This window comes from Paramagnetospirillum caucaseum (genome assembly GCF_000342045.1).
GTDB classification, from domain to species: domain Bacteria; phylum Pseudomonadota; class Alphaproteobacteria; order Rhodospirillales; family Magnetospirillaceae; genus Phaeospirillum; species Phaeospirillum caucaseum.
Genome location: NZ_AONQ01000071.1, coordinates 1 through 22,955, shown reverse-complemented (window position 1 = coordinate 22,955; position 22,955 = coordinate 1). Strand labels below are relative to the sequence as shown.

24 protein-coding genes are annotated in these 22,955 nt (G+C 64.3%); 5 read left to right on the top strand and 19 right to left on the bottom strand.

What is annotated here, in order from left to right; genetic code table 11:
* Positions 1 to 16 precede the first annotated feature (16 nt).
* Genes mamA through mamH form a run of 11 tightly spaced genes read right to left on the bottom strand, consistent with a single transcriptional unit; the run spans position 17 to position 12,211 of the window.
* Positions 17 to 670 carry a magnetosome protein MamA gene (gene mamA / locus H261_RS19020; RefSeq protein ID WP_009869052.1) on the bottom strand — a complete coding sequence of 218 codons (654 nt, stop codon included), beginning with the start codon at positions 668 to 670 and terminating at the stop codon, positions 17 to 19.
* A gap of 34 nt (positions 671 to 704) precedes the next feature.
* A complete protein-coding gene (gene mamP / locus H261_RS19015; protein WP_008620786.1) occupies positions 705 to 1,532 on the bottom strand; it encodes a magnetosome magnetite formation protein MamP in 828 nt (275 codons plus the stop codon).
* A 27-nt stretch (positions 1,533 to 1,559) separates the two neighbouring features.
* Positions 1,560 to 3,473, bottom strand: coding sequence for a magnetosome protein MamO (gene mamO, locus H261_RS19010; RefSeq protein ID WP_008620784.1), 1,914 nt, complete (start codon positions 3,471 to 3,473; stop codon positions 1,560 to 1,562).
* Positions 3,474 to 3,513: 40 nt separating this feature from the next.
* A complete protein-coding gene (gene mamN, locus H261_RS19005) occupies positions 3,514 to 4,827 on the bottom strand; it encodes a magnetosome biogenesis transporter MamN (protein ID WP_008620782.1) in 1,314 nt (437 codons plus the stop codon).
* Complete coding sequence (mamM, locus tag H261_RS19000; protein ID WP_011383399.1) at positions 4,828 to 5,784, bottom strand: magnetosome biogenesis CDF transporter MamM; 957 nt, start codon at positions 5,782 to 5,784, stop codon at positions 4,828 to 4,830.
* A 50-nt stretch (positions 5,785 to 5,834) separates the two neighbouring features.
* The gene (gene mamL, locus H261_RS18995) at positions 5,835 to 6,071 is read right to left on the bottom strand and encodes a magnetosome protein MamL (RefSeq protein WP_008620778.1); all 237 of its coding nucleotides are present in this window, start codon (positions 6,069 to 6,071) and stop codon (positions 5,835 to 5,837) included.
* Positions 6,072 to 6,126: 55 nt separating this feature from the next.
* Positions 6,127 to 7,170, bottom strand: a complete 1,044-nt coding sequence (gene mamK / locus H261_RS18990) for a MamK family actin-like protein (protein ID WP_011383398.1) — start codon at positions 7,168 to 7,170, stop codon at positions 6,127 to 6,129.
* 47 nt (positions 7,171 to 7,217) lie between these two features.
* A complete protein-coding gene (gene mamJ, locus H261_RS25850) occupies positions 7,218 to 8,477 on the bottom strand; it encodes a magnetosome protein MamJ (RefSeq protein ID WP_200860276.1) in 1,260 nt (419 codons plus the stop codon).
* Positions 8,478 to 8,492: 15 nt separating this feature from the next.
* The gene (gene mamE, locus H261_RS18980; protein WP_008620770.1) at positions 8,493 to 10,679 is read right to left on the bottom strand and encodes a magnetosome formation protease MamE; all 2,187 of its coding nucleotides are present in this window, start codon (positions 10,677 to 10,679) and stop codon (positions 8,493 to 8,495) included.
* Positions 10,679 to 10,888: a magnetosome protein MamI gene (gene mamI / locus H261_RS18975; protein WP_008620768.1), complete on the bottom strand. Its 210-nt coding sequence runs from the start codon at positions 10,886 to 10,888 to the stop codon at positions 10,679 to 10,681. Before mamI ends, mamE begins: the two co-directional genes overlap by 1 nt.
* Before the next feature lie 36 nt (positions 10,889 to 10,924).
* Positions 10,925 to 12,211, bottom strand: coding sequence for a magnetosome biogenesis transporter MamH (mamH, locus tag H261_RS18970; RefSeq protein WP_040476883.1), 1,287 nt, complete (start codon positions 12,209 to 12,211; stop codon positions 10,925 to 10,927).
* Positions 12,212 to 12,490: 279 nt separating this feature from the next.
* On the opposite strand from mamH, the gene H261_RS18965 reads away from it, so the two are divergent.
* Positions 12,491 to 13,639, top strand: coding sequence for a DUF445 domain-containing protein (locus H261_RS18965; protein WP_008620764.1), 1,149 nt, complete (start codon positions 12,491 to 12,493; stop codon positions 13,637 to 13,639).
* A 19-nt stretch (positions 13,640 to 13,658) separates the two neighbouring features.
* Here the strand turns inward: H261_RS18965 and H261_RS18960 are convergent, their stop codons facing one another.
* From H261_RS18960 to H261_RS18940, 5 genes are all read right to left on the bottom strand, one after another.
* Positions 13,659 to 15,068, bottom strand: a complete 1,410-nt coding sequence (locus H261_RS18960; RefSeq protein WP_008620758.1) for a heme biosynthesis protein HemY — start codon at positions 15,066 to 15,068, stop codon at positions 13,659 to 13,661.
* 2 nt (positions 15,069 to 15,070) lie between these two features.
* The gene (locus H261_RS18955) at positions 15,071 to 16,117 is read right to left on the bottom strand and encodes a COG4223 family protein (RefSeq protein WP_008620756.1); all 1,047 of its coding nucleotides are present in this window, start codon (positions 16,115 to 16,117) and stop codon (positions 15,071 to 15,073) included.
* Positions 16,118 to 16,338: 221 nt separating this feature from the next.
* Positions 16,339 to 16,662 (bottom strand): magnetosome protein MmsF, encoded by a 324-nt coding sequence (gene mmsF, locus H261_RS18950; protein ID WP_008620754.1) that lies wholly within the window; start codon positions 16,660 to 16,662, stop codon positions 16,339 to 16,341.
* Between the two features lie 17 nt (positions 16,663 to 16,679).
* A complete protein-coding gene (gene mms6, locus H261_RS18945) occupies positions 16,680 to 17,153 on the bottom strand; it encodes a magnetic particle specific iron-binding protein Mms6 (protein WP_052004338.1) in 474 nt (157 codons plus the stop codon).
* A gap of 175 nt (positions 17,154 to 17,328) precedes the next feature.
* Positions 17,329 to 17,532, bottom strand: coding sequence for a hypothetical protein (locus H261_RS18940; RefSeq protein ID WP_008620751.1), 204 nt, complete (start codon positions 17,530 to 17,532; stop codon positions 17,329 to 17,331).
* A 237-nt stretch (positions 17,533 to 17,769) separates the two neighbouring features.
* On the opposite strand from H261_RS18940, the gene mamG reads away from it, so the two are divergent.
* The 4 genes from mamG to mamC all read left to right on the top strand — a co-directional run bounded on the left by mamG (position 17,770) and on the right by mamC (position 19,859).
* Entirely contained in the window at positions 17,770 to 18,081 is a 312-nt protein-coding gene (mamG, locus tag H261_RS18935; protein WP_008620749.1) for a magnetosome protein MamG, read from the top strand.
* 14 nt (positions 18,082 to 18,095) lie between these two features.
* A complete protein-coding gene (gene mamF, locus H261_RS18930) occupies positions 18,096 to 18,431 on the top strand; it encodes a magnetosome protein MamF (protein ID WP_008620747.1) in 336 nt (111 codons plus the stop codon).
* 76 nt (positions 18,432 to 18,507) lie between these two features.
* Entirely contained in the window at positions 18,508 to 19,422 is a 915-nt protein-coding gene (gene mamD / locus H261_RS25515; protein WP_008620746.1) for a magnetosome protein MamD, read from the top strand.
* A 62-nt stretch (positions 19,423 to 19,484) separates the two neighbouring features.
* The gene (mamC, locus tag H261_RS18915) at positions 19,485 to 19,859 is read left to right on the top strand and encodes a magnetosome protein MamC (protein WP_008620745.1); all 375 of its coding nucleotides are present in this window, start codon (positions 19,485 to 19,487) and stop codon (positions 19,857 to 19,859) included.
* Between the two features lie 261 nt (positions 19,860 to 20,120).
* On the opposite strand, the gene H261_RS18910 is transcribed toward mamC, so the two are convergent.
* The 3 genes from H261_RS18910 to H261_RS18900 form a co-directional block, all read right to left on the bottom strand.
* Positions 20,121 to 20,441, bottom strand: coding sequence for a hypothetical protein (locus tag H261_RS18910; protein ID WP_008620736.1), 321 nt, complete (start codon positions 20,439 to 20,441; stop codon positions 20,121 to 20,123).
* An 870-nt stretch (positions 20,442 to 21,311) separates the two neighbouring features.
* Entirely contained in the window at positions 21,312 to 22,340 is a 1,029-nt protein-coding gene (locus H261_RS18905) for an IS110 family RNA-guided transposase (protein ID WP_040476879.1), read from the bottom strand.
* 377 nt (positions 22,341 to 22,717) lie between these two features.
* Positions 22,718 to 22,955 (bottom strand): response regulator (locus tag H261_RS18900; protein ID WP_008620732.1); only part of this gene is annotated, 238 nt, incomplete at its 5' end.

Sequence of the window (22,955 nt, the reverse complement as noted above, 5' to 3'; positions counted from 1 at the left end):
TGCCCCTCATACGGCCTCAGACCGAGGCCCCTTCGTCAAGTTCATTGGCCTTCTTGAAATGCGGCAAGGCTTCCTCGTGCCGGCCCATCTGCTCATAGCTGAAGGCGATGGCGCGATGCACCTTGCCTTCATTGGGACGCAGGCCCAGCGCGATCTTGAAGCTGTCGATGGCTTCGTCGAAACGGCCGAGGTTGTCCAGCGCCACGCCCAGACGGAACCGGACGTTGAAATTGATGGGATTGGCCTCGGCCACCTTGATCAGCAGCGGAACGGCCAGATCGTACTTTTGCACCTGCACATAGGTCAGGCCGAGAACGGTCGCCACCTTCACGTTGTCGGGCGCATCGGCCAAGGAACGTTCGAGTAGTTCGGTGCCGCGATCGACGGCGCCGGTCTTCACATAGGCGATTCCCAGGTGCAGAGCCACATCCACATCGAAGGCATCGGCGTCGTAGACCTGCTCCAGCAGCATGACGGCCTGGGAATAGCGCCCGGCCTTGGCGTGGGAGATGCCCTTGTCGCGGTAATACACCTGGCGGATGTCGTCGTTGACGGAAAAGGCCGCACGGAACGCATCGACCATGTTCATTCCGAGCTTCTTCGCCACCGAAAGGCCGTAGTGAGCGTAAAGAGTGACCTCGTCAAGAATATCCGACGGCTTGCTAGACATAGTGTTCTCCAAAATCCTAATCAGGTGGCTCTGATCACTTTATGACGTGGCAGGCTTCGCACGGCCCGCGCACTTCGTGAGGATTGACGCTCCGGGCGACCATATCACGCGTGATCGTCGGCGGGGGCAGGCTTATCAAATCTGGGTCGGGGGTCAACTCGAACCCCTGGCCGATGGGGTGGCAATCGGTGCAGGCGCCGCGATAGCCGTGGGGGCGCGGATCGCCCGCCAGGATCATGGGCGCGCCTTCCAACTGGGCGAAGCCCAGGCCGCCCTCGGCCTCGCGCAGGACCACCGTCAGCTTGCGCACCACCGGAGCCCCCGGCCGGTTGTCCTTACGCAGCACGCTGATCCGCGCTTCGGAGCGGTTGGCCACGGTCCGGCTGGCGGCCTTGAAACTCTCCATGTCGGTGACCGGGGTATCGTCGATCCTGACGATGACATCGCCGGCCAAAAGCCCGGAAAACGCCGCGTTCAGCGTGACTTCGCCCAGCAAAACCCCCTGCAGGCCGCGCGGATAGTTCAGCTTGCGGGCCAACTCCTCGGTCATCAGGCGACCGTCCATGCCCTGCCAATGCCCTTCGAACACCTTCAGCTTGCGCGGAACGAAGTTGGGCAGCGGCGATTCCGTCGCCGGCGCGGTCCCGCCGCCCGCCGCAGGATCGGGCTCCACCGGCATGGCAACATTGGCCGCCTGGGGATACAGGGGCTGGGGAAAGGCCACAGGCGCCGCGACCGGTCCTGCTGCCACCGCCTGGGACTGCGTATTCGTGGCCTGGGGCGCGACCGGCCCCTGCCGCCCGATGACGAGCGCCAGAACAACGGCCAGTCCCACGACCAGAAGCGCCACCTTGCTATTCATGTCCGGCCAATCCCAGCATCATGATCATCACACCGAGGTCAGCATCTTGAGAGCGATAGCGGCCATGGTCGCCGCATACACGCCCTTGAGCACCCGCACCGGCAAGACCCGCATCAGGCGCGCTCCGATGATGCCGCCCACATAGGCGCCGGGAATCATCACCAGGGCCAGGGTCACCGGCGCTTCCCAATGAATCAGACCCGTGCTGGATCCGTGGAGGAAGGCCACCACCGAACCGGCCACCGAGGCCCAGAACACCAGGACCGAACTGTTGGCGATGGCGTTTTGCAGGCTGATGCGTCCCACATAGCGCTGCAGCGGAACCTCGATGACGCCGCCGCTGATGCCGAGAATACCGCTGAACAGACCCATGGGCAGCCCCAACACCGCCGAACGGGCATGGCCTTCCGGCAAGGCAAGGCCGCTGGCCTTGGGCCTGGAGGTGCCGTCTGCCAAAGCCATCAATTCGTCCATCTCGTCTTCAGCCTCTGCGGCGGAAATGGACTCGGCCGTGTCCTCGCCGGCATTGGGCTGAAGAATTTCCATGACCGCCTTGCCCGCCATGATCAGAGCGAACAGGCCCAGTAGAATACCCACCACAGAATCGCCGATGGCGTTGCCGATGAAATAGCCCAGGATCACGCCGGCGATGCCCCAGGGAATCAGCGGCTTGACCTTGTCCCACTGGACCAGTTGAGCCTTGTCGTTGCGCAATGAGGCGGCACCGTACACCACCACATTGGTCAGAAAGACCACCGGGCGGATCAGATACATGCCATAGCCGAAGAAGACCATCATACCGGCGACCTGGAGCACGCCGCCGCCCATGGTCATCATGCCGCCGGTGACACCCGCCGCCAAGGCGAGCATGACCAGGCCGACGATATCGGCGACGGAGTATCCGCCGATCTTTGCACCCCCGACATGGTCTGTGTCGATGAAGGGCATGCCCGAGGGAATGGACGGCGCGACATTGCCCTTGACCACATTGCCTTGCACGACGTTCATGCCCATCCCCGGAATGGCTGTCGCCCCCCCCACCACCGCCCGGGCCTTGGACCACCAATTGGTGGAACCGGCAGCGACGGTCTGGGTCTGAGGTTGGCCGGGTGCCGTGGCGGAGCCCTTCTTGAAGCGAACCACGTCCTGAAGATGGGACACGATCACCTGGGCCGGCACCGTGAAGCCTTCCACCTTGCCGGTGGGGCCGGTAGCGGCGATGTTGATGCCCACCAGATCACCCTGGGCATTGACCAGCGGGCCGCCGGTCTGTTCCCAGCTGTAGACCGCGTCCGAACGCAGCAGATGGGTGATCTGGGTCGCCCCCACCGCCAGCGGCGCATCCGCCGATTGCACCAGGCCCTGGCGCACCAGCGGCGCCCCCGCCATGTTGCGGCCGAAGGCGAAGACCTGCTGACCCGGCACCACCGTCTGGACGTCGGCCATGCGGAAATGCAGGAACTTCTCGGTGGTCTGCATCTTCAGCAGCGCCAGATCATGCCCCGGAATGGTCTTCACCACCTGGGCCGGAAAGCGCCGGATCCCACCCGTCGTCGCCACCTGGACCGAAATCTCCGGCAGCTTGGACACCGAATGCAAGGTGGTGATCACATAGCCGTTGGTCCCCACGATGGCCCCCGAGGCCACCGGACCGGCATTGACCCCGCCGCCGCCGACCCCGACCACAGCAGGGGGAACCGTGTGATACAGCCGCTGCACATGCGGCATGGCGATGTTGCGCACCAGGAACTGACCCACCGACAGATCGTCGGCCCCGTGGAAATTGTCGTCCTCGTCGTAATGGTCCAGGAGATAGATCCCCCAGGCGAAGGTCACGAAGATCAAGAAGGCCAGGATCGAGACAGGCGTCTTCCACGACCGTTCGCAAAACACGATCTTGTTGGTGGGCAATTCGCCCATGGTCTCGCCGACTTCAATCATGGCTGAGTTCCAAGCTCATTCGGATTCCTGTCGTCATCTCTCATCCCACGAGAACCGCGATATAGACGGTCCCCAGAACCAAGAAGATCCCCATCAGTGGCATGCCCCAGCGGACATATTCCCGATGGGTGAATTGCAGACCGGCGGCGGCGGCGGATGCCAGTTCCGGATGCCGCTTCACGAAGCCGGAATATTGAGTCATGGCCAGGGATCCCGCCGTGGCGCCCGGCAGCGCAGCCACCGACCCCGCCATGATGCCCAGCGCCAGCGCCCACCAAGCCGCCTGACCGTCCCCGTCCAGGCGAAGCGTCGCCGCCACCGGGGCGAAGACCGCCGCCGAGGTGCCGCCGCCCACGAAAATAGTGACGGCGGCTGCCATCCACATCAAAAGGATGGCGCGGACGCGGTCATGGGCGGCGGTAATGCCTTCGAGCCAGTTCACCGCCCAGTCGAGAATCCCCACCGAGGTCAAGGCCCCCACCATCACGAACAGGCCGCCGTAGAACAAGATGTCGGTGCCGCCGCAGGCCGAGAAGAACTCGTCATCCTTGAAGCGGCCCAGACCCAGCGCCGTCACCCCGGCGACAAAGGCGATCCAGCCCGGCCGCACCTTCAGCGGCCCCGCCAGAATCAAACCGGCGACGGTGACGCCGAAAATGATCAGTCCATAACTCAAAAGCCGACGGTCGATGGCACTGTGACGCAGCGCCTCGCCCCGGGCCCAGACCGGATCCACCGGAATTTCCGAGCCTTTCCAGTCGCCCAAACGCCGCTCGAAGAATACCAGCATCACCGCCAGCAAGATCAGGCAGACAGGCATCATCCCGGCGATGAAATCGTTGAAGTGAAGCTTGCCCGCCGAGGCCAGAATCATGTTGGGGAAGTCGCCGATCATGGTCGAGGCCCCGCCCAGATTGGCGGCGATAATCTCGGCGATGATGACCGGCACGGGGTCGATGCCGGTGCGAAAGCACACCGTCAAGGTCACCGGAACCACCACAGCCACCGTCACCAAGGAGTTGCTAGCCAGCGAAATCCCGTAGGTCACCAGCGCCATCATCACCAAGATCCAGCGCCCTTGGCCCTGGGACAGTTCCGCCGTTCCGGCCGCCAGATAGGCATAGACGCCGGAGCGGGCCAGGAGGGCGGAAATGGCCGCCATGCCGAAGATCAGGGCCAGAGTCTCGAAATAGACGGAGCGCAGCGCCATGACCGGCGTGTAGCTGCCGCTGATGGTTCCGATCACCACCAATGCCGCCGCCCCGGCCAGAACGGCCAGATGGCTGCCCTCCGCCCACCGATAGATAACGGCGAACGTCGCGACGAACACGGCAAGGGTGAGAAGTCCGATCATCTAGTTATCCACCTTCGACAACATGACTTCATCGTAAGTCAGCGGTTCTTCCGAGAATGTCGGCTTGCTTGTATCTCCGGCTTCTCGCGCCTCGGCGCTGACATGCAGCGATTCGATACGGCGCATCTTGCCGCAGACCGCGGCCTGAACCGCCTCGCAAATGTCGTGGGCCTGCTCCACCGTATGCTCGGGATCGACGCCGATGATCATGTCGGCCCAGATGTCTTGGCCCACATAGCGGGCGCGCAGATGGATCACGCCGCGCACGCCGGGGACCCGCTCCGCCGTATCGACGATGCGGTTCTGCACCGCCTCGCCCGCGGTATGGTCCATCAGGCCGCGATAGGCATCCATGAAGACGACCTTGCCCAGCAGCAGCAGGTCGATGGTTTCCCACAGGGCGACCGCCGGATCGATCCACGGCATGTTGAGGTAATGGGCGCCGATGATGCCCAGCGCCACGGCCCCCGAAGCGGTGGCGTCGCCATGGTGATGCTTGGCCATGGTCTTGATGATGGGACTGTTGGTCTCGATGGCGACGCAGCGGGAGTAGAAATACATGGCCACATTGACGCCGACGGAAACCAGCGCCGCCCACAGCACGATCAGATGCGGGGTGCGGTGCATGCTTTCATCCAACAAGATCTGGACGGCGTGGACCAGCAGATAGCCGGTCAGTCCGATGAAAACGACGCTGACCACCATGGACAGAATGAATTCGACCTTGCCGTGGCCGTAGGGATGCTCCGCGTCAAGGGGCTTGCTGGAGATGGTGGTCCCGATGACCACCATCAGCGCATTCAGCATGTCCTTCAGCGAATACATGGCATCGGCGAGCATGGCCTGCGATCCGCCGATCAGACCGACGAACGCCTTCATGACCATCAGTACGGTGTTTACAGCCAGGCCGACCCAACCGATGCTCCTGCTGCAGACCGTGCAACCGCTCTTCCTCATCCTTACTCACTCCAAAGCCCCGACCCCGCCTTCAACCCAAGCGAAGGGATTCAGCGCTTGATGACGATGCTCTTCCCCGGCGACTTCTGCTTGCGCCGCGTCATGACGTTCGCCAGCACCGAGACGATGCCGATGGCGAAACCGAGAAAAAACGTTATGCCCAGAACAACGAAATGCGGCGCAATCATCGCCAGTGGTCCCAGGCGGGTTTCGACCATATGCGCGTTGGACGACGCCAACAGCACGATCAACCCGCCGAACACCAACGATCCGATCAATCTTACCATGCCACTGTCCTAGACTGCCGCGTATCCCCGTCCCGCATATCGAACTCTCCCCCCGTCACGAGCCGGAGACGTCTCCAAGCTGACGCCAATACTGCGGCGGAAGCTCTTCCGCCAGACGCAAGGCGCCCCGGCAACCGTCGAAAGTGGGGTCCTTGACGCAGGTCACGTTCGCATCGCCGAAGGGACGCAGCTTTTCCTTGACGTAGGCCGCCAATCCGCGAATGCGCGAGCCGCCGCCGGCAAACACGATGTTTTGAAGCACGGTGGCCTGATATTCGGGCTGGAACGAACGCAGCAGCGTCTCGATGCTTTCGATAATGTCGGGCATCAGCGCCTCGCAGGCGATCTTCACCGGCTCGGTCACGTCAGCGCGCACGGGCTTGCCGGCGGCGCGGAACTCGAACGAGGCAACCTCGGTGGGGGTGCCGACGAAGGAGAACTGCTCTTTCACCGCGCAGGCGACATTCACGTTCATCTGCAGTTCGGGATGACGTTCCAAGATGGCGTTCTGGAGCCGCTCATCCACATAGTTGCCAGCCTTGGTCAGGGTAACCTGATCTTCGGGGCCGGGAACAGTGCCCTTCAGGGCGCAGATATCCGTGGTTCCGGCGCCGATATCGACGATGATGGTGTTGATCAGCTTGTCCAGGCCGTAGCCGACCATGAACGGTTCGGACACCACTAGGGCGGTATGAACCACCTCCTGAGCCATCTTGAGCAGCAGCGCCTTGTTGGCCGCCGACGCCCGCGCCGGCACGCCGATGACGGCGCAGATCTCGTCGTTGGGGCCGGGCTCGGCCGACTTCACCACATGGGTCAGCAGATGCCGCGCCACTTCGATGTCGCGGTCGCTGATCTCGCTCAGCACGCCGTCCTGGAGCGGATAGCGGATGTCCAGGTAGGAGCGCATCTCGAAAGCCTCGTCGCCGACCACATAGGGGCGGCCGAGCAGCTTCAAACCGATGACGTCCTTCGGGTATCCAACCACCGACTTCAGCAGGAACTTTTTGCCCCGGCTCGACATCACCGCAGTATGGGAAGTCCCAAGGTCGATGCCAAGGAACAATCTGTTCTTGGCCTGGCCTTCACCTTCACTCATTTTTGTCACTCCGTTCGCGTGCTAAATGACCAATTGACGGCTGCCAGCTATTTTTTCTTGCCCACCGTATCGCATTGAGACGTGGAGCAGGTCCCGCAACTTCCCTCGGCGGACCCCGTCAGCCGACGCGCACCGGCGACGACGTTGTCCCCAATGACACGCCCCCCCTTGACCACGCCGCCGACGACCCCGGCACCAAGACTGAGGACACTACGCACCGCCGAACCGGCGATCCCGAAAATTCCACCGAGAAGGTCTTCGACGGGAACGTCCTGAACCGTGGCGACCTTCTTTCTGACCGGCGGAGCCTTCCTCTTCTTCGCGGGCTCTCGGACGGGCTTGGCCGCTGGGGCAACGGAAGGGGGAGAGGCCAAAACCGGGGCCATGGCCGCAGCCGCCTGCATCAGTTCGGCAAGACCGAAATTAGTCGCCGGGGCGGGAACCGCCACCGCGTCCTCGATGCTTTCGGCCACCGGCTCGGAAACAGCCGCCTCATGAACCAATTCGGGCTCGGCCACCGGAAGCTCGGGCTCGGGCTCGGCCACCGGAAGCTCGGGCTCCGGCTCGGCTTCGGCCACAACCTCCACCGGCAAGACTTCGGGCTCGGGCTCGGCCACCGGAAGCTCCGGCTCCGGCTCGGCTTCGGCCACAACGTCCACCGGCACGACTTCGGGCTCGGGCTCGGCCACCAGAAGCTCCGGCTCCGGCTCGGCTTCGGCCACAACGTCCACCGGCACGACTTCGGGCTCGGGCTCGGCCACCGGAAGCTCCGGCTCCGGCTCGGCTTCGGCCACAACGTCCACCGGCACGACTTCGGGCTCGGGCTCGGCCACCGGAAGCTCGGGCTCCGGCTCGGCTTCGGTGGTCTGGATCGGCTGAACCTCGATCACCAGATCGGAGACGGACACCGTGATATCCGAAGTGATCGGCTGGGACGCCTCCAACTCGATGACGAAATTGCTCTCCGGGATCTCGACCTCTTCCACGCGGCTGGGGGTCCGCCAGATCGGCTGCGACCAGCGGCTGACCAGATCGCCGACGGACGGGGATTCCGTGGGGCGGGTAGGGGCGGGGCTCGGCTGAACCGGCTCGATCCGGCCGCCGTGATTGGCCGACCAGGGCGAGCTTTCCAGCAAACTGGCCCAAATATCGCCTTGCTGCGCCGGCTTCAGCGACACGGCCAAAGTTGGCGTGGGATGGACCGTCACCGAGACGATCTCGGGCTCCGACGGCATTCCGCCGCCCGCCGACAAGCCTTCACCCTGGCTCCCGTCGCCTTTGTCGCGATCTCGCCGGTTATTCGCCATTATCCAGCTCCACCATCAAAGGACAATCCAGAACTCTTGGCCATTGCGGTTGACCTTCAGCAAAATCTGCTGCCCGGCATTCGTCGCCCCCTTAATGGCGGCGTCGAGACGAGCCGGACCGGCCACCGGCCGATTATTGACCTCGAGGATGAGGTCATTGGCCTGGAGCCCCGCCACGGCGGCCCGGGACCCGACCAGAACCTCGGCCACCTGGGCACCCTTGGCTCCGGGAACCGGAACGGCGCCCGGCACACCGGTGATCGGACGCGGCGCCTGGAAGGTTTCGATCTCCATGCCCAGCCAGTTGAACTCGGTCGGAGGCTTCGGCATGACGGCCGGACCACCGGGAACCGCGACCATGCCGGGTGCAGTGGGGGCCATGCCGCCCATGGGCGGCTGCGCCATGTCGGCCATGGCCGGAGCCTGGACCGCTGCGGCGGCCAGACCGGCGGGTCCCGCGACCAGGGTCATGTTGCGCACATCGCCATCGCGCAGGACGCCGAGCCGCACCGACCGTCCGGCATGCATCTCGGCCATGATGGCGGAGACTTCTTCCGGCAGGCGGACAGGACGGCCGTCCACCTTGAGCAAGACGTCGCCGGGCCGCAGCCCCGCCGTCGCCGCCGGAGTATTGGGCGTGACGCCGGAGATGAACACTCCGCGTCCGACCGGTACGCCGGTCTGGGCGCCAAGGCGCTGCGACATGGGAGTCAAGGCGGCGCCCAAAAGCGTGACCCGGCCGGTTCCGGCGGCGGTCGACTGCCCGCCGCGCGGCCCCTGAATATTGATGGCCAGGCTTCCCGGCGGCTGCGCGAAGCGGTAAGCCCCCCCGCCGAGTCCCGGTGCGGCGATGGGCGCGGCACCGCCCAGCATCTGATGGCAATTGGCGCAGTTCATGTTCTGACGGCCGTCGGTATGGGGCGAGACGGCGCCCATGGGAATCGGCGGCGGCGGAATCGGGGCGGCGATGGGCATCATCGGCGCGGGCCGCCCGTTTCCGGCCGGAATCAGATCGTGGCAGGTGGTGCAATCCATGTTCTGGCGGCCATCGGTGTGGGGCGCCCTAGTCCCGGCGAAAATGGCCGGACCCGCCGCGCCCACGCCGCCGCCCATGGGGCGCTGCATGGCCACCAGGCCCATGGAGGCCCCCTCGGCGGTGGAGGTCGGCAGCCAGCCCACTTCATCCAAGATGAACAGGCGGGCCTGATTGCTGGGCACGGCGAAGCCTATTCCGGCAAAGGCGCCGTTGGGGGTGTAGATGGCGGTATTGATGCCGACCACCGTCCCGTTGGAAATCACCAGCGGACCGCCGGAATTGCCCTGGTTGATGGCGGCGTCGGTCTGCAGCAGGTTGGAATGGGTCACGCCCTCGATCACCATGGACTTGCGCTTGGCGGAAATGATGCCGCGGCTGACGGTCATGTCCAGACCGAAGGGAGTCCCGATGGCGATCACTTCGTCGGCGACCTGCACCCCGTCGCTGTCGCCCAGAACGGCGGCTGTCAACGGCGTCTTGGGGGCGACCTTCAGCAAGGCGAGATCCAGAGCCTCGTCCATCTTGATGATTTCGGCGGAATAGCGGGTCGAGCCCACGTCGTCCTGCACGGTAACGAACACCGAATTGGCGCCGCGCACCACATGATAGTTGGTGACGATGAAGCCGTCGTTACGGACGATCACGCCGGTGCCGATGTTTTCCACCGACCGGGTGGCGGGATTGGCGAAATGGGGCAGTCCGTCAGGGTTGGCCAAGCCCAGGGGATCGGGCATGGCCTGCCCGTTGGCCGATGACGCGGTCACGGCGACGACGCTGTTGCGCAGCAAGGTGACGACGCTGGAGAACGGCCCCCCGGCCCCAATGGGAGCCGGTCCGAAATCCACCATGGGAGGCATGGTCGCTATAGCACCGGCGGCCGAGGGCGGCGCCACGCGGGCACCAGCCGGAACCGACATGGCCGGATTGACGGCTGCCGACGGCCCGCCCTGCTGTACCGGAACATTGACGGCAGGGCCGGTGCCCCGCCCCATCTGCTCCAACATGGCGCCGAGACGAAGACCGCCCGAGGACTGCCGGTAAATGAAGGCGCCAAATAGGACGACCAGGGCAACCACGCCCATGAGCATCAGATAGCGCTTCAGATCCTTGCCGCAGGAAGCATCGCCGCGCCCGCCGTCTTCTACGTCACCATTGAACATGGCCATCAACCATCGATGTCAGGGTCTGAAGCGGTCCCCTTGTTGGAACGAGGCAACCGCACGGATTGCACCCCGGAGGCCAACGCGACCAAGCCAAGGATGAGCAGGGCCACCGGCACCGCTCCGCGCAGGAACTCGGTCACCGACCACCACCATGCCGTCACCCCCAGCAATCCGAGGGCAAGCGCCAGCAGTCCGAAAATCACGCTTGGCATAAACGTTACTCCAGTCTTGATGCAGAGCGAATGGCGCTACGCCACCCCGTCGTCCCCTGGGGCGTCGTCGCCACCGCCGTCACGCGCCTCGCGTTTTAGCAGGCGCAATGCATACGCCGATATAATCAAGTTTCCAACACCAGTAAAGACAAAAGGTGCCGGCGGGCCAACATAATCAAATAAAAACCCGCCGACCTGAACAAAGAAAATAATACCAATGCACCCAATAACATTAAATGCGCCAAGCACAGACCCAAGCAAATCCCTAGGCGCGTAGTCAACTGTTAATATTTGAGGCGCCACAAAACAACCAGCCTGCCCGGACGCAATCAACAAGATGGGCAGTACGATGAACCAGTCGAACGGATTGATGATGAAACCCAACATTATGAATCCCAGGGCGGACAGCACCATCCCGAGCAGAACCGCCTGAATGCGGCCGAAATGCTCGATAAACGACCGCCAAACCGGGATCGAGAGCATGACCACCGCCCCCATCAGCCCGATCAAGATTCCGGCCCGCGCCGCCGCCTCGGCCTGCCCGACCTTGATCAGATCGGCAAAGTAGATGAACCACAGCATGAGGAAGAGCCCTACGAACACCATGTCGCTGCGGGCGAACAGCGAACTGGCGAAAGCCAGGCGCAGGCGGGGCTCCGCCTTCACCAAGCTCCAGACCGCCCGCCAGGGAACCGAGGTTTCCTGGGTGCGCGGAGCGACATCCACCAGGAATTTCCCCGCCAGCCAAGCACCGGCCAGGGAGACCGCCGCCGTCAGCAGCATGGTCACGGCGATGCCCGCATGGGCCGGGATCTGCATCAAAACAGCGTAGACCAGCGTCACCCCGAAGGCCATCATGAACGCGGTATTGGACATCAGGCGCGCCCGGGTGTCGTCTTCGCTGAAATCCCCGGCCAGGGCCGACAATTGAGGCCATACCGCGCCGCTGCCCGCCGACATGATGACCCGCGAAACGTAATAGACGACCAGCGCCCCGATGGAGGCACCGCCGATCCAGGGGCTGAGCGGCGCGATCACCGCACCGATGGCGGCGACCAGAAAACCGGCCACGATGATCCTGACCCGTCCGATCCGATCCGACAGGTAGCCGAGATAGGCGAAGATGAAGAGATCCAGAACCTCGGTCACCACCTGCACATTGGCATTGACGGCGCCGGCGGTTTCGAATGAGATATTAAGAACGTTTCGCAAGAATAGCGGCTGAATAGCAACCACCAGGGTCATGAAAACCATGCACAACGCCGACAGCAAATAAAGGGCGTTGTGCTGGCGCACTTTAACTTCTGCCGCAGCCGCTTCCACTCGAGACACCCGTCACCTCCGATTCGGTCAGACTATAACAGCGAGTCGGGGGCGGTTGACAACACATAAACACAGGGTTCATACGAAGGGACCCCGTAATCCGCCGCTGCAGCGGATTGCGTATATATGCTCGAAACAAAAAGTCTCGATTTCCTGCCGCCGCCCTCGGATTCGGATCAGATGCTCTCTTCACCAGAAGATAACGATAATCGAACGCAACATGCCGGACTTTCCCGCATGCGGACTTATGCTACGGCTTTGCTTGCCTTGATCTCCGCTGTGTTCGCATTCTCCGTTTGGGGCGAGAAAGCCTGGCCCTGGCTGGCGCCGGTTCGGGCCTTCGCCGAAGCCGCCCTGGTCGGCGGCATCGCCGATTGGTTCGCGGTTACCGCCCTGTTTCGCCATCCTTTCGGACTTCCCATCCCCCACACCGCCGTCATTCCCCGCAATCACGGCCGGATCGCCGCCGCCATCGGCCGGTTCGTCGCCGACAACCTGCTGGCGTCGCAGGCGCTGGCCCAACGGCTGGAGGAACTCGATACCGCCGGACGGCTGGGGCGCTGGCTGGCCCGGCCTGAGACGGCGGCCATGATCGCCGCCCGGATCGCCGGATCGCTCCCCCCCATCGTCGATACAATCGGCGAGCAACGGTGGCGCAGCACCATCGGCGGCGGTCTGCGCAAGGTGGTCGATACCGCCATCACCGCCCCGCGCATGGCCAACATCTTGTCCTACATGGTGGGGCGCGGCTATCACCACGCCATCTTGGATCATCTGGTGACCGAGGCCCGCTCCTTCGTCGCCCAGAACCGTTCATTCATCCGCGCCAAGGTCGCCAAGGAATGTCCGGAATGGCTGCCGCTGTGGGTGGAGACCCAGATCGCACAGGGCGTCGCCCAAGGCATCGACGGCTCACTGGGGGAGCTGACCGCCCCCGACCATCCCTGGCGGCTGAAATTCGAGCTCTTCGTCCACGAAACCATCGACGGCATGACCAATTCGCCGCATTTTGCCCAGCGGATCGAGGAGGTCAAGATGCAGGTTCTCGACGATCCCGCCCTGGATGCCTATCTCCGCCAGTTGGGAAGCAGCGCCTACGACCACCTGATGGAGGAGGCCGAGACCATGGAGATGCTCCTTGAAAACGGCCTGCGCGAGATCGGTCAACGGCTGGAGCACGACACCGCCATGCGGGCGACCCTGAACCGCTGGCTGCGCGACGCCACCGAAGCCTTGCTGGTGCCCCGGCGCGAGCTGATAGGCTCGCTGATCACCGATCTGGTCATGCGCTGGCGCACCCCGTTCCTGATCGAGAAGCTGGAAAGCCATGTGGGCAAGGATCTTCAGTATATCCGCATTAACGGCACCGTGGTCGGCGGCCTGGTAGGATTGGCCATCTACACGGTCACGACGCTGGCTCAGCGCTAGAGTGCATCATCTCGTTTTTCTAGAGTTTCTCGATTTCTGATTCGGCTTGAATGCGAGAAACTCTAGGCTCGGCGGGAGCGGGCGGAGCCTCCGCCGACGGCGGGACACTCGCGGGGGCGGGTGGATTTTCCGGCTTGTGGGCCGGGCGCGTCCATTGGATGGCGGCTCCGGCGGCGCAGGCCGAACAATAAGGCGCCCATGACCCCGAGGTAGCGCCGCAAGCCTCGCACACCCAGGTGGGCGCTGCCGGAGCTTCGCGTTCACGGCGGCGCCAGATTTCCGCCCGCTCCGCTCCGCCAGGCTCCTTGTCCTCGATCTCGGCCATCAGCCGACATCCCAACGCATCGGGCGCGATCTTCAGCGCCGCCATGAGGTGACGGCGGGCGACGCCCCATTTGGCGGCGGCGACGGCCGCTTCCCCGGCGGCAAGGTGGCCTTCGGGATCATGCGGAGCCCATTCCGCCAGGGCCTCAAGCCGCTTCAAACGGCTTTCGGCATCGTCTTCGCGCCACAGCGGCGCGCAGGTTTCCAGCAAAATCCGGGCGGGAGCGCTCCGCCAGACCGCGGCCAGGACCGCTTCGGCTTCGGACCGGCGACCTTCGGACACCTCCTGCCGAAGCACGTGCAGAGCCGCCGGGAGAAAGCCCGGATCGGCGGCCAATGCCTCACGCGCCAGCCGTAAGGACCGAGCGGGATCGTCCTGGGAGTCCAGGCATGCCTGCCCTTCCAGCACCACGGCCCGCCATCGCGCGGCCAAGGCCGGCGACAACCGCCCGGCGGAAAGAGTGGCGTCGATGCATGCCTGGGCCGCCGCCCACTCGCCATCCCGGAGTTTGGCGGCAAAGGCGGCCGCATCCTCGGCGCTGGGATCGGCGGGGGCGGCAGGCGTCTCGACGACGGCGACGGGAGCAGGCGGCGGCGCGGCCTTGACCGGCGGCGGCGGCTCTCTTTCGACCACCGGCGGTGCGGGCGGCTTCTTCGCGAACAGACGTCCCTTGGCCGGCTCGGGCCGGAGCGTCGCCGCCGGAGGCGCAGCGGGGCGCGGTATCAGCCGGTCCAGGCGGGCAGCAAGCTCGGGACTGTCCAGCAACCGGGCCGCCTCTGCTCCGAGGCGGCGGCCGTCGCCGACATCGCCGCTTTCGGCCGCGTCCAGCGCCGCCAAAAGGGCGAGCATTCCCTTTTCCCGTCCCCGGGCCTGTCGCGACTTGCCCAGCTTGGCAGGCAGATCGGCCACCAGCGCCGACAGCCGCGTCAGGCCGGAAAACAGCATGAACACCGCCAGAAGAATGCCGAGAAGCACGGGGACATTGGTGTCCACATGCCAACCCAGCCATTCCACCTGCACCGTCCCGGCATTGTCCGAGAACCACAAAGTGGCCAGCACCACCGGCGACATGAAGATCAAAAGGACGATAAGGCGCAACAGCATGGTCACTCGTCCCGGGACGCGGCGACGGTCATAACCGTCGCCGACAGTTCAGACAACACCGCGTCCACGGTCAGACGCAATTCCGCCGCTTCCAGCCAGGGCTGGATGGCAGCCATGCCGGGACCTTCGGCATGGCGCAGCACCGTGACCGCCCCGGCCAGATCGCCGCCCGCCAGCAGCCGGGAGGCGCTGTTTAAGGCCCCGTCGATGCCTTCATTGCTGTTTTCCGCCCGCCGGACCACCACCGCAGATCCCAGCCAATGCCGGATATTGGCAGGAATCCAGCTGCTTTCGGCGACGTCGTCGAGCTTGCGCGCCGCCGCCGCCGTCATGCGGAAGCTCTCGGCCAGGGCCACGCGGGAGACCACCCCGGTCCCCGCCCCCATGGTCAATGGCGCCAGCTTGTCGGCGCCGCCCTTCTCGGCCAGAGCCAGGGCCGCCTTCAATTGGGCGGGATAAGGCGTGCCCCGGTCCACCGCTTCCCGCAGTTGCCCCAGCACCGCCAGGAATAAGGGTGCGCGGTCGCGGCGTTCGGCGATGCGGCGAAAAGCCGCTTCCGCCTTTTCCACCGCGCTGGACAGCTTGGCGGCGCCCCCTTCGTCGGTCGCCAGCTTGCGGACCACGTCCAGATCGCCCTTGATGGCGGCCACCTCGGCGGACAGACGCGCCATCTGCGCCTGATCGGCGGCGGCGGCTGCCTCCTTGCGCGGTTCGTGCTCCTGCTTGCGGATCACGGCTTCAATCACGGTCAGCCGCCGGTCGGTCTCCGCCAGCCGCATGGCCAAAGGCCCCAGGGAGGCTTCCAGCATATCCACCCGTTCGTCCAGGCCGGCCGGTCGGGGCGCGGCGGCCGTGGAGCCCATCTCGTCCCCCAGCCATTTGGCCCAGGGGCCGGGAATGCCGCCGAGACGCGGCGCCAGCAAGGGCCAGGCCAGCACGCCGCCCACCAGGATCACGGCCAGATACAGAACCACCACCTGGCCGCCGCCGTCCCGGCGTCGCGCGGGGCGGCGTCCGCCCAGGGGTTGTTCTTTTTCGTTGCTATCCATCAGGCTCCGCTCCCACTGGCTTCGCTGCCGCCGATCAGGCAGGCAGACCCGCCGGGGCGATCTTCATGATCGCCGACCTTTTTGGCAAGCCATTAACTAAGTGCCGCGAGCGGCCTGCGGACGCGGCCCGCGCACGGCCCCGCGGGGCTCCCGAAACGAAACATCCCAACGCCCGCCAAAGCGAGACGTCGAGATGCGCATCATCGGGTCCGAAGATCAGATCAGATCCGGTGGGCGACCCAGCTGATCAGGGGCAGCTTCCACGCCCGCTGGAACACTACGGAAACCAGGCCGAGCAGGGAGAACACCAGAACCCCCATGGACGAGAAACCGAAAATCCACTTCCCCAGAACGGGAACATGCAGCGCGAACAGCGCCAAAACGCCCCACATCCAGATCACCAGCCCCTGCTTGGCGTGGAAGTAGACGAATTCGTCGTCCCGATCCACCAGAAGCGGAACGAAGCACAAGACGCTGAGATAGGACAGCGCCGCCATGACCGTCGTGCGCGCACCGAGCGTGCTGCGAAGGATAGCTTCAGTCATTCCCCCCTCCTCCTCGTTCAGGCCAGCGCGTCGCGCAGTTCGACTTCCTCGTCGCTCTGCGCCGATTCGATATCACGGCTCTTCATATACGCGTAAACCGCCCCGGCGCCAACAACGCCGAGAATGATCGGCCCCCACGCGCCCAGACCGAGACCCAGACCGAGGCCCAGCCCCTTACCGGTCCAGATGGTTCCACCGACGACCTTGGCACCGGCGGCGGCCTTGCCCGCGCCAAGGGCGACCTTGGTCCCGGCGCCCTGGGCGGCGGCAACATTGGCAGGAGCCGCCGGAGCGGCAACGGCGGTGGCAACACCCGTCTTGGCGGCGATGCCGGTCTTGGCGACGGTTCCGGTCTTGGCGGCGCCCGTCTTGGCAGCCCCGGCCTTGGCGGCGGCGCCCTCGCGCTCCATCTCGCCCATGGCGGCGGCGGCCTTGGTTCCGGCCGGGACCCCTGGGGGGCAAATAACTCCGTTGGCGATCTGAGCTGGCACCTCGGTTCTCCTCACAATCAAGTAGCGCGGGACTGAAAACGCCAGCCCCCCTTCAGACTAGCGGCATCAATAACATGAGATCATTGCTGAGGACAACACGTTACGAGGACAACGTCACGACAGCGGAGAAGTTGCGACCAACTATTATTTTCTCTCTCAGAAGAGCAAAAGAGAATTAGTCGCACTTTCCCGCCTTTGGCGTCTTGCAGCCGCCGCAGCCGAGACCGCAACCTTTGCCCCGATAGAAACGCCGCGCCGCCCAGGCCCCCACTAAAACGACCACGGCGAGCGCGGCGGTCACATCCCAAAGATCAAGCATGACGAGCACCTCATGGCCGGGGACTTTCGAGTGCCACAGGAAACAAGCCACCGTCAACATCCAAAGGGATCGTTCCCAAGCCGACCAGGATTGAATACGTCAACCCCGTCCGGCTTGGCGCGCATGCAAATCACTCTCAACAAAATATCTGGAGATGAAGCGCATAGTCATCCCCAGCCGAAGATCACATGACCCGAAGAGAAGTTGAGAGGAGCTATCAACGCATTTTCTGTTTGCCTGGGCTCTTGTTTCAATTATTCTTGCCAGGCTGTACGTGAGGATTCGGAGTGTAGAGTCATGGCCGCTCAGGTTGGAGGGCAGATTTTGGCAAACGCCGCCGCCCCGGCAAAGGCTTCGGCTGCCGCGGGGGTCGGGACCGGCGGAGCCGCCCTCGGCGTCGGGAGCGGCATCATCGCCTCTCCGGTCGGGACAGCCGCCATCGGCAACGCCATGCTGACCGGCAAGGGTGTCTGTCTCGGGCTCGGACTGGGACTCGGTGCCTGGGGACCCGTGCTTGTCGGCATCGCCGGGCTGGCGGGCGCCGCCTATCTGGTCGGCAAATTGAAAAACTGCAAGGCGGAGGTTGATGCCGCCGCCGATGCGACTTAAGCGAGGATACGACAATGGCTGAGGCAATCTTGCTCGAAACCGAAAATACCCCCTGCGGCTGCCGCTCCTATCTGATGGCGGGCCTGAGCTATCTGGGCATTCTCTGCTTCGTCCCGCTGCTGATGAGCCGGGACGACGAATATGTGTACTTCCACGCCAAGCAGGGCTTGGTCTTGTGGATGTGGAGCGTCCTGGCCATGTTCGCCCTGCATCTTCCCCTGATCGGCAAGTGGCTGTTTGGTTTCTCGTCCATGGGCGTGCTGGTTCTGTCGGTGGCTGGTCTGGCCTCGGTGGCGCTGCGCCGCACCTGGCGCCTGCCGCTGGTCGGCTATTTCGTCGCGTTGATCTGATCCAAAGCCGCTCGACAAGCCCGCCGGTTTCAGGCGCATAGCGGCATTCTCGCCGCCGTAAGGAAAGACAGACACGATGCAGGACCTTCTCCTGGCCAAGGTCGAAAGCGCCATGCAGGCGTCCCAGGTTTCCGCCCTCGCCGGTCAGACCGCGACGGTCACCAAGGTGTCGGCGGCCACCAATCTCGCCACCATCACCCCCACCGCCGCCGGACAAGCGCCAATCATCGTCAAGCTGGACGCGACCCGGCAGGTGGTTGAACTGCAGGCTCTGGTCGGCAAGACCGTGATGGTCGGCAAGACCCCCGCCGCCATCGGCGGTATCGGCAACTGGATCGCCTTGACCCCGGTCACCGGCGCCAAGGCCGCCGCCGCCGCCACGGGCGCGGGACAATTGGTGATGATGAAGGTGGAAGGCACCGCCGCCGCCGTCAACCTGCCCGCCCTGGCCGGCAAGAGCTTCACCATCGCCCAGCCCCCCGTCGCCGCCGGAACCAAGGCGGCCGGCATGCTGTATCTGAACCCGGTCGGCGGCGGCGATCTGATCGCCATCAACGTCCAGAACGCCGCGACCCAGACCGGCGGCCTGGTGGGCAAGACCTTCGTGGTCGCCCCCACGCCCCGTCATCGGCGGCACCACCGGCAAATTCCTGGTCCTGAAGCCCCTGACCGCCGGAGCGAGCAAGGCCGTCGGCGGCGGCGCCATCGCCGCCAAATTCATTCCGGCCGCCGTCACCGGCACCGGCGGAGCCGCCGCCGTGGGCGCTGGATCAGCCTCGTCGCTGCTGACCGCCGGAGCCGGCACCGTCACTCCCATCACCGCCGCCGGAACCGGCAGCGCCATGCTGTCCGCCAAGGGGCTTGGCCTCGGCCTCGGTCTGGGACTCGGCGCCTGGGGGCCGTTCCTTCTGGGGGCCGCCGGACTGGCCGGGGCCGCCGCGCTCTATGTCTGGGCGCGACGCCGCCACGGCACCCCCGACCTGTCCGATGATGCGCTCCTGGCTGCGGCCGGGGAAGAATAAGACCGACATCCGAAACACAAGGACCATCGTAATGCCCTTTCACCTTGCCCCCTATCTGGCGAAATCCGTTCCCGGCGTCGGCGTTCTCGGCGCCCTGGTCGGCGGCGCCGCCGCCTTGGCCAAGAACGTCCGCCTCCTGAAGGAAAAGCGCATCACCAATACCGAAGCGGCCATCGATACCGGCAAGGAAACCGTCGGCGCCGGCCTGGCCACCGCGCTTTCCGCCGTGGCCGCGACCGCCGTCGGCGGCGGCTTGGTTGTATCGCTGGGCACCGCCTTGGTGGCTGGCGTTGCCGCCAAATATGCCTGGGATCGCGGCGTCGATCTGGTCGAGAAGGAACTGAACCGCGGCAAAGCTGCCAACGGCGCTTCCGACGAGGACATCTTGCGGGACGAACTGGCCTGACGCCCCCCCGTTCCAGCCGGCCGCCCGCTTCGGGGCGGCATTGCAGGAACCAAGCGGGGCCGAAAACACCCCACGACGGATGGGTCATACCAAATCCCGATGAGGCTGACTCATCTGGATTTGGTTAGGCCCTCCCCTCCGGGGGATCGAAATATATTTCGATGGCCGCGCACCTTATGGCGCGGAAGCCAAGCCGCCGCGGGCGGCGCCCGGCGACTGTGGGCGATCCCGGTGATCGGCTGCGATCACTGGGATCTGGTATCAGTCTGTCGAAAGGTTGATCTTGCGCATTCCCTTGACGCAGAACCGCCGATGCCGAGCCAGGGCGGCATGGTTTCGCATGATGGAATCGCAGTCGGGGCAGCAGATCAGCTTGACCGAGGTGTCATGCCCGGTCCGCCGGTCGGCGGCCTTGGACGGTCCATGCCCGCCCGATTGCGCATGGCCGTGCTCGCAGATTTCGCGCAGTGTTATGAAAACCGACGCCACGACGTCCTGTTTCGGCTTGATCGCCCGACCGCAGCCGCCCGCCCACGCCAGCACGATTTTTTCCGCAAGTCTGGTCAGATCATCGTCACGCATGGCGTGGCAAACGAGATGATCGCGGCCTATGCCTCAAGATCGCTGACGGGTTCGCCCAATTCCCCTGCGAATTTGCGGCATAGATAGACACTACCCAATGCCGCCACAGCGAGAACCGAAAGAACGCCCCACCCAATACCGGCACTGACACAGATCGCCAAGGTCTTGCCGACCATCGGCGACATTGTCAATGCCTTTGCCCCTCCAATATTCGTAGCGACCATTATCATCTCCCACGACGCCCACCATCCCGGTTGGCGATCGTCACATTTTATTACATGTCTGGGGGGGGGGTAGCAAGTAAAAATTGTAGATAATTAGACGCATTTTATATTTTATTCTATTTATATCCTATGCATTATCCATTCGTATCTCATTTATACTAAGAAATATTGGTTGGAATCGATCAACAGCGCCCTCAGCCGCGGGCGACGCCTTCTGTCCAACCTGCGCCGCGACAAGATTGGCGCCGATTTGGCTCCAGCCGATCCAAGATTTTGGAATGAGCGGCGCGCCTTCAAATGTGAGGCGCGACGCTCAGGCAAGCATTGAGCGAGCGGCCAAGCGGCCGGAGGGCCGCGCTCGGGCAGAGGGACCAACATAAAGCGAGATCATCGTGCGTCATGTGTGGACGGCCCCTACGTTGCAAGGAGACTTTTGCGTGATCACGCCCCGGTCGGGTGCAGTCATGTGTCCGGCCTGTTTGCGCGGCACTCAGACCGCTGGCCATGATGTGATCCGTGAAACGGCTCCCGATCACATTTATGACCTTATCGGCCATGACGTACGCTGGGTTTTGCCGTTCCTTGGATTGACCGGTCGCCATCACGCTTTCATCGCCCTCGCAACGGGTTCCTTGTCGTGTCGTCCTCAGGCGGCCTGTGCCGCCGGTTCGTGATAGAGGCCACCCTTGGCGAGAATGGCCCAGGCGGTGCGTGCCATCTTGTTGGCCAGGGCGACGGAGATCTGCCGTGCCGTCTTGCCCCGCGCCATCATCCCCGCCAGCCATGTGCCTGGTTCTTTGCGCCGCCGCCACAGAGTGCCAGTGGCGCCGACCACCAGGAGCGACCGCAGATAGCGATCCCCGGCCTTGGTGATCGGCCCCAGCACGGTCTTACCGCCGGTGGAATTCTGCGATGGCACCAGCCCCAGCCAAGCGGCGAAGTCTCGACCGGTCTTGAAGCGCTTGGGATCACCCATGGCGGCAACGATGGCGCTGGCGATCAGCGGGCCGATGCCGGGAATGGAGGCGACCCTCTGGCTGTCGGCGTCGTTACGGTGCCATCTCAGGATTTCGTGATCCAGAGCGTCGATCTTGGCGTCGGTCTCGCGTACATGCGCGGCCAGCATCGCCATGGCCTCACGGGCCGCCTGAGGCAATGCCGCATCCGGTGCGTCAAGCGCACAGACGACCAGCCTTGCCAGCCCGCCTTGCCCCTCCGGTTCGATGATGCCGTATTCGGCAAAATGCGACCGCAGCGCATTGCCGAGCATGGTGCGCTGGGTCACCAACAGGCGGCGGGTGCGATGGAGCATCAGCACCGCCTGCGCCTCCTCGCTCTTGACCGGCACGAACTCCATGTGCGGCCGTGTTACCGCCTCGGCGATCGCGGCAGCATCGGCGGCATCGTTCTTCCGCCCGCGTTTGACATAGGGTTTGACCCGCGCGGGCGGGATCAGGCGCACCTCATGTCCCAGCTTGGCCAGCGTCCGCGCCCAGTAATGGGCCGAGGCGCACGCCTCCATCCCCACTACGCAGGGTGACAGCTTGGCAAAGAACGTCACGACCTCGGAGCGGCGCAGCTGCCGCCGGATCGTCACGGCCCCGTCGACATCGACCCCGTGGACCTGGAAAACCCGCTTCGCCAGATCAAAACCTATCGTGCTAACCTCGCTCATGGACGGCCCCCTTCAAATGGTATGTCTCGACAACCACCATCTTGGCGCGTTGCGACGCCGGTGAGCAGGGGCCGTCCACCCCATCATATTTGACGCACGATGATCTGAACGCAAATCCCCGCATGGCTTGCGCCCAAGTTGCAATATTGCGAATCAGTTGCGGCAGCGACGTGAGTATTGGAGTGTGCCGCACAAGTCACGGGGAAGAAATGGCCCCCACGGCTTAATTCAGACCGGTCCCCATGGCTGCTTTTCCAGACCGGCCCCCCCTGTCCCGGGCTTATTGCGCCCACGAAACAAGGCCGATGGGATGCCGACGGCGGGAATCGGGGCACAGCAAGCCATCCGTCCGACCCTGTGCAGAATCGACGATCACATCAGTTCATCGGGGCGGCACTCTCGCCCAGAGCCATGACGAAGGCCGCATGCAGCCTCTTGATGGAGAATGGCTTTTTTAGGAAGCAATTGGCTCCGGCCGCTAGGGCCATTACTTCGGCGCTGTCGCCTTGCACCCCGGTGGCCACGATTATGGGAATGCTCGGGACAATCCCGTCCTGCCCGGCTCGGATGCGCCGAATACATTCGATGCCATCCATGCCCGGCATCATCCAATCC

Excerpts from the sequence above, each read along its gene's own strand:
- mamG (WP_008620749.1), top strand. The coding sequence starts at position 17,770 with ATGGCCGCTCAGGTTGGAGGGCAGATTTTGGCAAACGCCGCCGCCCCG.
- H261_RS18940 (WP_008620751.1), bottom strand. The coding sequence starts at position 17,532 with ATGTTGACGGTGGCTTGTTTCCTGTGGCACTCGAAAGTCCCCGGCCAT.
- mamE (WP_008620770.1), bottom strand. The coding sequence starts at position 10,679 with ATGGCCATGTTCAATGGTGACGTAGAAGACGGCGGGCGCGGCGATGCT.
- mamP (WP_008620786.1), bottom strand. The coding sequence starts at position 1,532 with ATGAATAGCAAGGTGGCGCTTCTGGTCGTGGGACTGGCCGTTGTTCTG.
- H261_RS18910 (WP_008620736.1), bottom strand. The coding sequence starts at position 20,441 with ATGCGTGACGATGATCTGACCAGACTTGCGGAAAAAATCGTGCTGGCG.
- mamJ (WP_200860276.1), bottom strand. The coding sequence starts at position 8,477 with ATGGCGAATAACCGGCGAGATCGCGACAAAGGCGACGGGAGCCAGGGT.
- mamA (WP_009869052.1), bottom strand. The coding sequence starts at position 670 with ATGTCTAGCAAGCCGTCGGATATTCTTGACGAGGTCACTCTTTACGCT.
- mamF (WP_008620747.1), top strand. The coding sequence starts at position 18,096 with ATGGCTGAGGCAATCTTGCTCGAAACCGAAAATACCCCCTGCGGCTGC.
- mamO (WP_008620784.1), bottom strand. The coding sequence starts at position 3,473 with ATGATTGAAGTCGGCGAGACCATGGGCGAATTGCCCACCAACAAGATC.
- mamC (WP_008620745.1), top strand. The coding sequence starts at position 19,485 with ATGCCCTTTCACCTTGCCCCCTATCTGGCGAAATCCGTTCCCGGCGTC.
- mamN (WP_008620782.1), bottom strand. The coding sequence starts at position 4,827 with ATGATCGGACTTCTCACCCTTGCCGTGTTCGTCGCGACGTTCGCCGTT.
- mamM (WP_011383399.1), bottom strand. The coding sequence starts at position 5,784 with ATGAGGAAGAGCGGTTGCACGGTCTGCAGCAGGAGCATCGGTTGGGTC.
- H261_RS18905 (WP_040476879.1), bottom strand. The coding sequence starts at position 22,340 with ATGAGCGAGGTTAGCACGATAGGTTTTGATCTGGCGAAGCGGGTTTTC.
- mamK (WP_011383398.1), bottom strand. The coding sequence starts at position 7,170 with ATGAGTGAAGGTGAAGGCCAGGCCAAGAACAGATTGTTCCTTGGCATC.
- mamI (WP_008620768.1), bottom strand. The coding sequence starts at position 10,888 with ATGCCAAGCGTGATTTTCGGACTGCTGGCGCTTGCCCTCGGATTGCTG.
- mmsF (WP_008620754.1), bottom strand. The coding sequence starts at position 16,662 with ATGACTGAAGCTATCCTTCGCAGCACGCTCGGTGCGCGCACGACGGTC.
- mamD (WP_008620746.1), top strand. The coding sequence starts at position 18,508 with ATGCAGGACCTTCTCCTGGCCAAGGTCGAAAGCGCCATGCAGGCGTCC.
- H261_RS18955 (WP_008620756.1), bottom strand. The coding sequence starts at position 16,117 with ATGGATAGCAACGAAAAAGAACAACCCCTGGGCGGACGCCGCCCCGCG.
- H261_RS18960 (WP_008620758.1), bottom strand. The coding sequence starts at position 15,068 with ATGCTGTTGCGCCTTATCGTCCTTTTGATCTTCATGTCGCCGGTGGTG.
- mamL (WP_008620778.1), bottom strand. The coding sequence starts at position 6,071 with ATGGTAAGATTGATCGGATCGTTGGTGTTCGGCGGGTTGATCGTGCTG.